An 11,937-nucleotide genomic window follows, 5' to 3' on the forward strand; every position below is an offset into this window, starting at 1 on the left:
CGGGGCCGGCCGGGTCACTTGGGCAGGTGGTCGCCGACGAGGGCGAGGTTCTGGATGGCGGCGAGACCGAACAGGGCCGTGGTGTTGGTGCTGATCCACAGGTGCTCGTAGCCGGGTTCGAGGGCGGCGGAGCCCCGCACGGGCGTCTTGTCCCAGACCATGGCCGCCGTGTATCCGTCGCTCTTGTCGAACCTGGCCCAGGCGCGCTGGGCGAGCTGGGTGTCGTTCAGCTGGGCGGCGGCGTAGGCGTCCTGGCGCGAGTGGCCCTGGAAGAGCAGCAGGGTGCCGAAGTTCTGGCCGTAGCGGGCGGCCTGCTCCGTCTTGCTCGCGTTGAAGTAGCGGCAGTAGTCGAGCCAGGCGCTCTTGAAGGCGGGCATGTCGACCAGGTCGATGAGCTCGGCGCACATCTCGACCAGGCCGAACATCGCGGAGAGGTGGGAGACGCCGACGACCGGCTGCGGGGCGACGGCGAAGCGGCCGGTGTCGAGGTCGTACAGCCCGGTGCCCTGGACGAAGCCGTTGGGCTGGGCGGCGATGGTCTCCATGGTGGAGCGCAGCCGCGCCTCGGCCTTGGCGGCCTTGGGACCGCCGCGTTCCCACTCGGTGAGCCAGGCGGCGGCGAGGCCGCTCCAGTCGGTGCCGAAGCCGACGGAGAGGGCATGGCGGTCGGGGGTGTAGGGCTCGGTGCGGATCTTGCGGATGGGGTCGAGGACGAGAAACGTCTCGTCGGAGTCGACCTGGTCGTGCATGAGGTCGCCGACGCGTTCGTCGGCGGTGAGGAAGTAGTAGGGGCGCCGGTAGACGGCGGTGGAGATGCGCTGCTGCTTGGCGCTGTCGGCGAAGTGCTGGACGCCGTGGCGGGTGCCGAGGCCGGCCCACCTGCCGAGGTGGTAGACGTCGACCTCGCCGGTGTGGCGGGTCATGGCCTCGGCGAAACGGAAGACGTCGGCGCGGCCGGAGCGCAGATAGGCGTACCAGAGCCACAGGTCGGGCGACAGCTCGGAGTTGTCCCAGGCGTAGCCCCCGACGTCGTACCGCCACTGGTGCCGGTCCTCGTCGTAGGTGTGCATGATGTCGCCGTAGTCCCAGAAGCCGTACCAACGGCGCTGCTCCGCCTGGTCCTTGTAGTAGGAGAAGAGGAAGTCGAGGTGGTCCTCGATCTTCGCCTTGGCGGGGGTGGAGCGGTCGACGGGCGAGAAGAGGCCGCCGAACACCCGAGCGCGCACCAGGTCCTCGGGGGCGGCGGCGAGCTGCGGCGGGGTGCGGACGGCTTCCGCCTGGGCGACGAGGGACGCGGCGGCGGGGGTGGCGGCGTTGGCCCAGAACATCAGCTCGCTGGTGCGGGCGATGCCGTACGGGGTGCCGAAGCCGGGTTCGTGGTCCTCGTAGGTGATGTTGAGGCCCTCGAGCTGCTCGGCGTACGTGTCCTGGCCCATGCCGTCGTGGTAGAAGCGCAGGTCCATGGGCTGGGCCTCGGGCGACCAGAGCCAGAGGGTGACCTCGGCCTCGTCGCCGGCGGCGCCCCTGATGTCGAGTTGGGCCGGGTGCTTCTGCCAGAAGTCCCGCAGCCCGAAGGAGAGTCCGCCGCTCACGCCGCCGACGTAGCCGAAACCGCTCGCGCGGCGGCCGCCGCCGGCCGCGATCCAGCCGTGGCCGGGCTTGGTGCGCTTGCGCAGGCCGAACCCGTCGGCGGAGAGCTGGGCGAGGGTGTAGTCGCCCCAGGTGGGGACGTACTGCATGCGGGTGGTGACGCGCTGGTCCCAGGTCGCCGGGTCGGGCAGCTTCTCGCCCTTGACCTGGGCCGCACGGACGGCGGCACCGGGGTCGCGGCGCAGGCCGGTGACGCCCTGGACGGCCTCGGTGAGGAAGCCGGCGCCCTCGCCGGCGATACGGACGTGCCGGTCGTAGGCGGCGTCGCGCATGGGGACGGTGAAGCGGACGCCGAGACCGCGGATGAAGTCCTTGGTGTGATCGCCGTCGTAGGTGATGGTGTGCACCATGCGGAAGGACTCGGAACCGGCGTAGAAGTACAGACGCACCGAGAACGGCAGCCAACTCCGGCTGCCCTTGCGGTGATTGCCGTCGATACGGACCACGGCCCGCACGGGCCCGCTCTGTTCGACGGTCGCGCCCGAGATCTCCCCGTCGAACCGCTCCCACTTGGCGTTGCCCTGGTCGCCGTCGTCGAGGTCGCTCTGCCGCAGCAGCACGAGCCGGCCGTCGGTGGCGATCTTCACGCCGTCACGGGTGACGGACTCGACGAGCTTCCCGCCGTCCTTCCGCACCACGGCCCGCACGGTGCCGGTGTCGATGGTGATCCGGCGGCCGGACTCGGTGACGGACACCGACGTGCCGGCGGCCGCGGGGGTTCCGGGGGCCAGCGTGAAGCGCTCGGCCCCGGCGCTCTCGGGGCCGACGGCGTGCGCGGTCCACTTGAGGGAGCCGTCGGGCCAGCGAGCGGTCGTCCAGGTCTGGACGGGGACGGGGGCGCCTTCGGCGGTGGTCAGCGCGAAGGTCCGGTCGCCGGGGTGGACGCCCTTGGGCCAGGCGACGCCGAACGTCGACCCGGCGGCCGCGCCGAGCCCGCCGGGCTCCAGCCAGGTGACCGTCGCCGGACGGTCGGCCGCCGGCGTCTCGGCGGGCGCGGCGGCCCGGGCGTCCCCGCGCCCGAGGGCCCAGCTGAACTGCGCGGCTGCCCCGGCCACGGCGGCGGCCTTGAGGAGAGAACGGCGAGGTACGGAGGACATGGGAACTCCTTTCATGGGCATGCCGAGGGACGGCACGCCTGCGGAAGCGGGAGGTGTGGTGGCCGCGGCCCACCGCCCGTGTGGGCATGCGTCCCGCCGGGGCGGGACGGGTGGGCACACGGGACGGCGCCCTAGGCGGCGCCTCCGCCCTTTGTGCTGGACCCGCGCCGTGTAGTGGACCGTGCGCGGGGTGCGGGGTGCGGGTTCAGGCCCGGAAGCCCAGGCCCGGCACGGGGCGCCGTCCGTTGTGCCCACCCGTCCCGCCCCTGGCGGACGATTGCCCACAACGGGGTAGGCGCAGGCCCACAACGGGGGTAGGCGCAGGCCCACAACGAGGCGGGCGGAGGCCCACAACGGGGTCAGGTGGTCACCGGGGACGCCTGGCGGTGCTCGGCGGCGAGGGCCGAGGCGACGAGGATGCCGAGGGCGGGCAGGGCCAGGGGTGCGGAGAACCAGGCCGACGCGGCGATCACCGCGAGGCCGCAGACGACGAGGAGGGAGCCCGCCGGGTCGCGCAGCGCGCGGCGGGCGGCCGGGCCGAGGAGGGCTCGCCAGCGCAGGTGCGGGCGCCAGGCCGTGGCCGCCCGCAGGACGGTGACCGTCAGCCAGATCGCCGCGAGGATCGCGAGGGCCCCCGTGGCCCGCCCACCGGGTACGGGCAGCGCCCGTACGAGGGCGAGGTCGGCGCCGACCAGGGCGAGCGCGGCCAGGCAGGCGAGGCCCACCGCCCAGCCGCCGCCCCGGACGGCGGCGCGCAGGTCGGCGGCGAAGGTCCGCAGTCCGGCCTGCTCGTCGCCGGTCCAGCGCCGCAGGTGTGACGCCCCGGCGGCGAGCGCCGCCGGCAGCGTCACGAGCGGCAGTGCGGCGACGGCGATCCACACGCCCACGAGGAGGCACTCCGCGAAGACCCCGAACCGGGCCAGGAACCGTGTTCTCATCTCGCCGGCCATCCCCCTCAGCCCTTCAGGCCCGAGGTGGCCATGCCGTCGATGAGGTACCGCTGGAAGGCGAGGAAGAAGGCGACCACCGGCAGCAGCGCCACCAGCGACATCGCGATCATGCCGCCGTAGTTGGCGACGCCGTCCTGGTCGACGAACATCTTCAGGCCGAGTGAGACCGTGTACTTCTCGGGTTCGTTGAGGTAGATCAGCGGACCCATGAAGTCGTTCCAGGCGTTGATGAAGGTGAAGATCGCGCTGGTGATGAGCGCGGGCCGGCACAGCGGCAGCACGATCGACCAGTAGGTCCGCAGGTGGCCGCAGCCGTCGAGGCGGGCCGCCTCGTCCAGCTCCTTCGGCAGCCCGCGCATGAACTGGAGCATCAGGAAGACGAAGAAGGCGTCCGTGGCCAGGTACTTGCCGAGCAGCAACGGCGTGTAGGTGTTGATCAGTTCGAGCTTCTGGAAGAGCACGTACTGCGGGATGAGCAGCACGTGGTACGGCAGGAGCAGGGTGCCGATCATCAGCGTGAAGAGCAGGCCGCGTCCGGCGAAGCCGATCTTGGCGAAGGCGTAGGCCGCCAGCGAGCTGGAGAGCACCACGCCGATCACCGAACCGACGGCGAGGAAGAGGGAGTTGCCGAAGAAGGTGGAGATGGGGATGTCGGCGATGCCGTCGGCGAGCCGCCGGTAGTTGTCGGTGACGGGGTCGGCGGGGAAGAGGTCGAGGCTTCCGACGATCTCGTCGTTCGGCTTGAACGAGCCGCCGATCACCCACACCACGGGGTAGAGGATGACGGCGAGCACGGCGAGCGCGCCGAGGTGCCAGGCGACCGACCCCGCCGTGCGCGGCCGGCGCGTCCGGGTGCCGGTGGCCGCTCCGGCCTCCGGCGCGATACGTGTTCCGGTGGGTGCGAGGCTCATCGGGCCCCCTCCTCGTAGTGCACCCAGCGCCGCTGGGACCAGAAAAGGACCGCCGTGACCAGGCCGACGGCGAGCAGCAGCATCCAGGCCATCGCCGAGGCCAGGCCCATCCGGCTGTTCTCGAAGCCCTGGATGTAGAGGTAGCAGGTGTAGACGAGCGTGCCGTCGGCCGGCCCGCAGGCGTTGCCCTGGCTGCCGATGATGTAGGCGGAGCCGAAGATCTGGAAGGAGTGGATGGTCTCCAGGAGCACGTTGAAGAAGAGCACCGGGGAGATCATCGGCAGGGTGATGTGCCAGAACCTCCGCCACGGGCTCGCCCCGTCGACCTGCGCCGCCTCGTACAGCTCGCGCGGCACCTGCTTGAGTCCGGCCAGGAAGATGACCATCGGGGCGCCGAACTGCCAGACCGTCAGCGCGACCAGGGCGTAGATGATCCGGTCGGGGTCGCCGATCCAGCCTCCGGGGTCCAGGCCGAGGAGCTGCTGTCCGCGGTCGACCGCGGCGCCGTCGGAGAAGATCGCGCGCCAGACGATGGCGATCGAGACGCTGGCCCCGATCAGCGAGGGCGCGTAGAACGCGGCCCGGTAGAAGCCCTGCCCGCGCCGGCTCTGGTTGAGCAGCAGGGCGACGCCGAGCGCGGCCGCCAGTTTCAGCGGGGTGCCGATCAGCACGTACCAGCCGGTGACCTGGACCGAGGTGCGCCAGCGGGGGTCGCCGAGCATCTCGGTGAAGTTGTCGAGGCCGATCCATTGCGGGGCGTCGAAGAGGTTGTAGTCGGTGAAGGCGAAGTAGAGCGAGGCGACCATGGGCCCCGCGGTGAGCAGGAGGAAGCCGGCGATCCAGGGGGACATGAAGAGGTAGCCGGCGAGGTTCTCGCGGCGGGCCCTGCCGGTGCGGGAGGGGCCGCGCGGGCTCCCGCCGCCGGACGGGGAGTCCGCGGGCGCGGTCCCCCCGTCGGGGCGGGTCACCGGTGCGGGGGTCGGTGCGGAGGTCACGGCGGCGCCCATCAGGAGGAGAGCGCCGTCTTCGCCTCGGTGAAGTACTGCTTCACCGCGTCCGCTACCGGCCGCTCGCCGAGGGACATCTCCTCGGAGAGCCGCAGGAACGCGGCCTCGCACACGTCGGCGCCGGCCGGGTGGGGTGTGATCGGCTCCAGGACGCGGGACTCGACGAGCTGCTTCTCGTAGGCGGCGATCTGCTTGCCGACCTCGTCCGTCGGCACGTACGCCCGGTACTGGGCCTCGGTGGCCGGGACGCCCCGGTCGTAGCCCATGATCTTCCCGACCTCGGGGTCGTGGACCATGAAGTCGATGAACCGGGCGACCTCCTTGGGGTGCTTGGTGCGCTTGGAGGCACTGAGCATGAGGGAGCCGAGGTACTGGCCGGTCCTGTGGCCGTCCGTGGTGGGGATGGGCGCCAGGCCGTACGTGCTCTTGCCCTCGGCGGTGTAGCGGACCGCGAAGTTGTCCCAGGTGAACTCGGAGCCGGCGAGTTCGGCGGTGACCGCCGACTTGGGCTTGGCCTGGATGGTCTTCTTCGGGTCGGCGTAGACGCCGGACCTGACGCGCTCGAACGCCTTGGTCCACCACTCCGTGAGGTCCGCCTCGGTGAAGCCGAGGCCGGAGGCGGTGAAGAACGCCTTGCCGTGCTGGCGCAGGTAGAGGTCGTAGAGGTACATGATCCCGTACGGGCCCGCGTCGCCGGCCCGGCCCTGGCTCTGCCGGATCCTGGCGAGGGCGTCGTGGTACTCGTCCCAGGTCCAGCCGGGCTTCGGGGTGACGCCGGCCTTGGTGAAGACGGTCCGGTCGACGACGAGGGCCATCGAGTTGCTGCCGACGGGTATGCCGAGCAGTTTGCCGTCGACCTCGCCGAACTTCTCCAGGCCGGCGCGGAATCCGTCGAGGCGGAGGTTGCCCGCCTCGGCCTGCTCGCGCAGGTCGAGGAGGACGTTCTTCGCGTCGTACTTGCGCAGGAAGCCGATGGCGTTCTGGAAGACGTCCGGTGCGTTGCCGCCCGACGCCTGGGTGTTGAACTTCTTCCAGAAGTCGGCGTACGGCTGGAAGTCGGTCTTGACCTTGATCTTCGGGAACTTCTTCTCGAAGAGGGCGATCGACTGGTTGATCCGCTTGGCCCGGTCGTCGGAGCCCCACCAGGTGTACCGGATGGTGACGGTGCCGTCTCCGGAGCCGGAGCCGGAGCCGGTGCCGCAGCCCGCCGCGGTGAGACCGACAGCCGCCAGCGTCCCGCCGGTGACCTTCAGCAGGCTCCGACGGTCAACAGTGCCTTGAGTACGCACAGTTCGTCCTCCGCGCGTTATTAGAACGTTTCAGGAAAGCGCTTGCTGGGACAAAGTAGGGTCGTCCGTCAGCCACGTCAACGCTTCGGACAGGATCTTTCGAAGCGCTTCGAAGCCGGAGTCGCACCCACTTGGATGAAAGGATTCAACAACCGGCTCGTCAGGCCAGCCGGATGACGTTCCAGGACATCGGCTCCAAGGCCGCCCGCAGCACCCCGTCCACGAGCTCCGTCCCCTCCACCGGGTGCGGCACGACCCGCTCCGGCTCGGCGAGGGTGTTGCGGGCCTCGGGGTCGGCGTCGGCGAGTGCGCTGTGCTCGACCACCCGGTCGAGGCCGAACCCGCGGAGGGTCACCTCCAACGGCAGGGACGCGTTCCGGCCACGGTTCACCGCGAACACGGTCACCCCGCCGTCCTCGCCGCGCACGGCCGTGGCGTGCAGCAGCGGCACCTCCCCGTACCGGGCCGTGGCGTACGTCGGCGAGGCCACGCGCACGTCGAGGACGGTCCCGCGGCCGTGCCGGGACGCCTGGGCGAAGGGGTGGAAGGTGGTCTGCCGCCAGGCGGGACCGCCCGGCTCCGTCATGATCGGGGCGATCACGTTGACGAGCTGGGCCAGACAGGCCACCGCCACCCGGTCGGCGTGGCGCAGCAGCGCGATCAGGAGGGTGCCGAAGACGACGGCGTCGGTGACGGTGTACACGTCCTCCAGGAGGCGCGGGGCCTCCTGCCAGTCCTCCACCGCGTGCGGGTTGGGCCGGCGCTGGTACCAGACGTTCCACTCGTCGAAGGAGAGCGTCAGCCGCTTCCCGGACTTCAGCCGGGCGCCGACGTGGTCGCAGGTGGCGACGACCTCCTCGATGAACGCCTCCATGTCGACGGCGGAGGCGAGGAAGGAGTCGCGGTCGCCGTCGGTCTCCTCGTAGTAGGCGTGCAGCGAGACGTGGTCGACGACCTCGTACGTCTCCGCCAGGACGGTGGCCTCCCAGGCCGCGAAGGTCGGCAGGCCGCGCGCCGAGCTGCCGCAGGCGACGAGTTCGAGCCCCGGGTCGATGCCGCGCAGGGCGCGCGCGGTCTGGGCGGCGAGCCGGCCGTACTCCTCCGCCGTCTTCTGCCCCGTCTGCCAGGTGCCGTCCATCTCGTTGCCCAGGCACCACAGGCGGATGCCGAAGGGGTCCTTGTCGCCGTGGGCGATGCGGCGGTCGGAGAGTTCGGTGCCGCCGGGGTGGTTGGCGTACTCGACGAGGTCCATCGCCTCGGTGATGCCGCGGGTGCCGAGGTTGAGCGCCATCATCGGCTCGGCCTCCGGACCGGCCTTGCGCAGGAATGCCATGAACTCGCTCAGGCCGAAGCGGTTGGTCTCGGTGGACCGCCAGGCGACGTCGAGCCGGCGCGGCCGGCGCTCGACGGGCCCGACACCGTCCTCCCAGCGGTATCCGGAGACGAAGTTGCCGCCGGGGTAGCGGATCGCGGTGACGCCCAGCTCGCGGACGAGCTCCAGCACGTCGCCGCGCAGGCCGTCCTCGTCGGCGGTGGGGTGACCGGGCTCGTGGAGGCCGGTGTGGACGCAGCGCCCGAGGTGTTCGACGAAGGAGCCGTAGAGACGGGGGTCGACGGCGCCGACGGTGAAGTCGGGGTCGAGAGTGAAGCGGGCGGCGGGGGCGGCCTGTTCGGTGCGTTCGGTGCGGGACACGTGGTTCCCTCTCGTTCGACGTGTTCGGTATTTCGGACAACGGTCGTATCTCCGAACGAGAAGGTAGGAGCGCGGCCCCGGGGCGTCAATGGATCACCGGTCCGGGAACGGCCGAAGGCCGGGCGGGCCCCTTGCGGGGTCCACCCGGCCTCGTCGTACGCGGAGCCCGCTCTCGCGGGGCGGGCTGTTATTCGAGCAGCTCCGCGTACGAGCCCATGGCCAGGGCGATGTCCGCCTGGGCCCAGAACCGGTGGTAGGTGAAGACGGGGGCCGCGCCGCCCGCCAGGTATGCCTCGATCTTCGGCCAGGCCGGGTCGTTCCGGTAGAAGGTGCGCATCGAGGCGAAGGTGGACGAGTTGTTCACCGCGTCGCCGTTCGGCATGGTGCCGGTCCAGCCGCTCGGCACGTAGACCGGGTCGTCGAAGCGGTTGTAGTCGGCGCGGGTCTCCGGGACGGCGATGCCCAGCGCGTCCTGGTGGTGGTCCCACATGCCGTCGAGGAGGGCCTTGGCGACGCGCTTGGCCTCGGCGTGGCCGGACTTGGCCGCGTAGTACGTGAGGGTCTTGGCGTAGGCGGCGGCCACGCCGACGTCGTCGGTGTAGTCGGCGACGGTGACGTGCAGACCGGCGTTGGCGCCGGGGCTCGCCGCGTTCCAGGTGTCGGGCGCGCCGGACCACTGGAGGGTGGAGGGGATGCGGTAGGTGCCGTCCGGGTTGACCGTGGTCTTGGACAGCGCCCAGGAGACCCACTTGTCCAGGACGGTCTTCGCCTCGGCGTCACCGGTCTGCTGGTAGTACTCGGCGACCCGCTCCATGGACCACGCCTGGAAGCCGAACCACTGGTTGGACGCGGGGTCGTGGTAGACGGGCTTCTCGTCGTAGAAGAGGCCGTGGAAAGTGGGCGTACCGACCGGCGGGGTGGCGTACCGGCCCTGCCAGCTGTTGGTGGCGCCGCCCGCGATGGCGCCCTCGTCGGACTGGAGCCAGCGGTAGAACTCCAGCTGCCGGTCAAGGCTGGTCGCCCAGTCCGCGGCGCCCGTCGTCGACTTGGGCTTCAGCGGCGCGTAGGAGCTGAGCGCGTAGGCGGCGAGCGGGTTCTGGTAGCCGCCGTGGGCGTGGCTGGAACCGATCCGCCAGGACCAGCCGGCGGAGGTGTCGGTGGCGCCGCCCCAGGCGTAGTACCAGGACATCAGGTAGTGCGCGCTGTCCTTGCCGGTGCCGGCCGGGCAGGTGGTCGGGCCGACGCAGTTCCCGGCCTTCTTGAAGTACTTGTCGAACATCGCGTACCGCAGGTAGTCACCCATCTTCGCGGCCTTGCCGACGGTCGCGGAGACCTGGGTGCCCTTGCCCTGCTGCTTGGCCCAGAGGTCGGCCCAGTAGGCGGCCTGGACGGCGCGGGCGTCGGCGTCGGGGGCGTTGGTGTACTTCCACTGCTTGGCGTAGGAGGAGTCCCCGGTGAAGAGGTCCAGGTAGCCGTTCTTCCCGCCGAAGGAGAAGTTGTCGCAGGTGGGGTGGGTGACGGTCTCCCAGACGGATTCCTGGGGGCCGCGCTGGAAGGTGTTGATGTAGGAGGGGCCGGTCGCCGTCGGTCCGGCGGAGCACTTCCCGGGCTCGTTGCCGAATCCGTAGACGTTGTCGACGTCCTGGAGCCAGTGCATGCCGTAGACGTCGTCGGTGCCGTAGGCGCTCTTGAGCTCGGCGGCGATCGGGTCGGAGCCGGAGGTCACGCCGGAGTCGAGCTTCGCCGGGTACTGCGACGGGAGGTCCCACTCGGGGGCGTACGTCGCCGGCTTCGAGGCGTTGTAGGAGGAGCCGGTGGGCTGGTCGGCGTGGGTGGGGATCATGAATTTCTCCATGGTGTCCCAGGCGCCGTTGAACTTGGTCCAGTCGCCGGTGATCTTCCCGTACATGGCCTGGAGCCAGATGAGGTAGCTGTACGCCTCCGAGGTCGTCTCGTGCCCGTGGTCGGGGGCCTCGACGATCAGGGTCTCCACGGAGTGGTACGGGATGCCCTCGGGCGAGAAGTAGCCGTTGGCCGGGTTGGTGATCTTCCCGTGCAGGTCGAGGAAGCGGGCGTCGTACGTGGAGTTCGCGGCCAGCTGGGCGACGGTGACCTCGGCCTTGGAGTGGCCGGGGGCGGTCGCGGTGAAGACGGCCGAGCCGGTGCCGGTGGCCGCCGCGGCGACGGTCACCTTCTGGGCGGTGTTCCAGTTCGCCGGGGTGAAACCGAGGGTGGCGGGGGTCGCGGTGAGGTTGGTGTTGCCGGAGGTCCGGGCGATGCTCACCGTGACGTTCGCGGTCGGGGCGGTGGACAGCTTCAGGTCGAAGGTGCCGGTCGCGCCCTGGCGGACGCCGAGCTGGCTCGGCGAGGCGACGAGCGCGGGTCCCGCGGCGACGGTGATGCCGACGGGCGCCGACTCGGCGGACGCGCCGAGGCTGTCGTACGCCTTGGCATAGAGGGAGTGGGCGCCGGTGGCGAGGCCGGCGGCGCTGTGGGCGAAGGGCGCGGTGGTGTCCGTGCCGAGGAGCGTGGTGTCGCTGTAGAACTCCACTTTGCTCACGGTGGCGCTGTCGGCCGCGGCGGCGGTGGCGGCCAGCGGCACCGTGTCGCCCTGGGTGAAGACCGCGCCCGCCGCGGGGCTGGTCAACACGGCGACCGGGGGCTGGTGGGCGCCGGTGCAGGGGGTGCCGTTGACCGCGAAGGAGGTCGGGGCGGCGTTGGTCCCGCTGTAGGTGAACTGGGCGCCGGTGGTGGTGGCGGCGCCCGCGGCGAGGGTGCCGTTCCAGGACGCGTTGGTCACGGTGACGTCCTTGCCGGACTGGGACCAGACGCCACTCCAGCCGTTGGTGAGTTTCTGGTCACCGGCGTAGGAGTAGGTGAGCGTCCAGCCGTTGAGCGTGGTCGTCGCGCGGTTGGTGAGCGTGAGTTCGGCGGTGAAGCCCGAACCCCAGTCGTTCGTCTTGTAGTCGACGCTGCACTGCACGGCGGCGGCCTGGGCCGTGGTGGCCCCGACGGCCGTGAGGCCGAGGGGGAGGGAGAGCGCTGCGGCCAGCGCGGTCAGCTGCCGGCGTGGTCGTCGTACGCGTGGTCGTGGCATGCGGGTGGTTCTCCTCGCGGCTCGGAAGGACGGGGGGTGCGAAGAGCAGGACGGGCTTGCGGGGACAAGCCCTGAACCAGTGGGAGCGCTCCCACTGTGCAGTTGGGGCGCAACGGCGTCAAGGTGTGTGAAGAGTCGAAGGCAGATGACGGGGAAATTTACCCAACCCCTCTTTTGCTTGGCGGCTGTTGACGCTACGGTCTGCCCGACCAGTGGGAGCGGTTCCATCCAGTCGGCACGCCA

The 11,937-nt window shown here is 70.9% G+C and carries 7 protein-coding genes; all 7 read right to left on the reverse strand.

What is annotated here, in order from left to right; translation table 11 throughout:
* Positions 1-14: 14 nt before the first annotated feature.
* Positions 15-2,747, reverse strand: a complete 2,733-nt coding sequence (locus ACFVZH_RS20275; RefSeq protein ID WP_384898767.1) for a Tat pathway signal sequence domain protein — start codon at positions 2,745-2,747, stop codon at positions 15-17.
* A 359-nt stretch (positions 2,748-3,106) separates the two neighbouring features.
* Entirely contained in the window at positions 3,107-3,685 is a 579-nt protein-coding gene (locus ACFVZH_RS20280) for a hypothetical protein (RefSeq protein ID WP_384898769.1), read from the reverse strand.
* Between the two features lie 17 nt (positions 3,686-3,702).
* On the reverse strand, positions 3,703-4,608 hold the full coding sequence (locus tag ACFVZH_RS20285; RefSeq protein WP_384898770.1) for a carbohydrate ABC transporter permease: 906 nt from the start codon (positions 4,606-4,608) through the stop codon (positions 3,703-3,705).
* Positions 4,605-5,615, reverse strand: coding sequence for a carbohydrate ABC transporter permease (locus ACFVZH_RS20290; protein WP_384898772.1), 1,011 nt, complete (start codon positions 5,613-5,615; stop codon positions 4,605-4,607). The genes ACFVZH_RS20285 and ACFVZH_RS20290 overlap by 4 nt, the downstream gene beginning before the upstream one ends.
* Entirely contained in the window at positions 5,615-6,904 is a 1,290-nt protein-coding gene (locus ACFVZH_RS20295; RefSeq protein ID WP_384898774.1) for an ABC transporter substrate-binding protein, read from the reverse strand. The genes ACFVZH_RS20290 and ACFVZH_RS20295 overlap by 1 nt, the downstream gene beginning before the upstream one ends.
* Before the next feature lie 160 nt (positions 6,905-7,064).
* Positions 7,065-8,597 carry an alpha-N-arabinofuranosidase gene (locus ACFVZH_RS20300; RefSeq protein ID WP_384898776.1) on the reverse strand — a complete coding sequence of 511 codons (1,533 nt, stop codon included), beginning with the start codon at positions 8,595-8,597 and terminating at the stop codon, positions 7,065-7,067.
* Positions 8,598-8,784: 187 nt separating this feature from the next.
* Entirely contained in the window at positions 8,785-11,694 is a 2,910-nt protein-coding gene (locus ACFVZH_RS20305) for a glycoside hydrolase family 48 protein (RefSeq protein WP_384898778.1), read from the reverse strand.
* Between the last annotated feature and the right edge of the window lie 243 nt (positions 11,695-11,937).

It is taken from the genome of Streptomyces sp. NPDC059534, from assembly GCF_042743475.1.
Lineage (GTDB): Bacteria > Actinomycetota > Actinomycetes > Streptomycetales > Streptomycetaceae > Streptomyces.

What these genes read in the sequence shown, in the direction of transcription:
- ACFVZH_RS20280 (WP_384898769.1), bottom strand. Translation starts at nt 3,685, where the DNA reads ATGAGAACACGGTTCCTGGCCCGGTTCGGGGTCTTCGCGGAGTGCCTC.
- ACFVZH_RS20285 (WP_384898770.1), bottom strand. Translation starts at nt 4,608, where the DNA reads ATGAGCCTCGCACCCACCGGAACACGTATCGCGCCGGAGGCCGGAGCG.
- ACFVZH_RS20290 (WP_384898772.1), bottom strand. Translation starts at nt 5,615, where the DNA reads ATGGGCGCCGCCGTGACCTCCGCACCGACCCCCGCACCGGTGACCCGC.
- ACFVZH_RS20275 (WP_384898767.1), bottom strand. Translation starts at nt 2,747, where the DNA reads ATGTCCTCCGTACCTCGCCGTTCTCTCCTCAAGGCCGCCGCCGTGGCC.
- ACFVZH_RS20305 (WP_384898778.1), bottom strand. Translation starts at nt 11,694, where the DNA reads ATGCCACGACCACGCGTACGACGACCACGCCGGCAGCTGACCGCGCTG.